At 34.1% G+C, this 261-nt stretch carries 1 protein-coding gene; it reads right to left on the reverse strand.

Features of this window, described 5'->3' with window-relative positions; genetic code table 11:
* On the reverse strand, nucleotides 1–225 hold a 225-nt coding region (locus EUU22_RS25480; RefSeq protein ID WP_205687821.1), incomplete at its 3' end, for a retrotransposon gag family protein.
* Nucleotides 226–261: the final 36 nt, after the last annotated feature.

Consider the following 261-nt stretch of genomic DNA (forward strand, 5'->3'; position numbering starts at 1 on the left):
GTATGAAAACACAAATCTTTTTCTCATTAGTATTTTGCATTCATCCCAAGTTTCAAGCTTATTTCCCACAGTATGCCACCAAAAAGATGCAGAACCAGTACACTTATTACTAGCACCCTTAATCATTTGAGCATTAGAAAAATCATACTCATCAAATTGTTTTTCTACTGCTAGCTCCCAATTAACATAAGCGGCGGAATCATACTTACCATCAAAACTAGGCAATTTAGATTATACCCTTGTAAGATCATTATCATGTAC

Origin of the sequence: Ciceribacter ferrooxidans, assembly GCF_004137355.1 — a bacterium.
In the GTDB taxonomy this organism is placed as follows: Bacteria; Pseudomonadota; Alphaproteobacteria; order Rhizobiales; family Rhizobiaceae; genus Allorhizobium; species Allorhizobium ferrooxidans.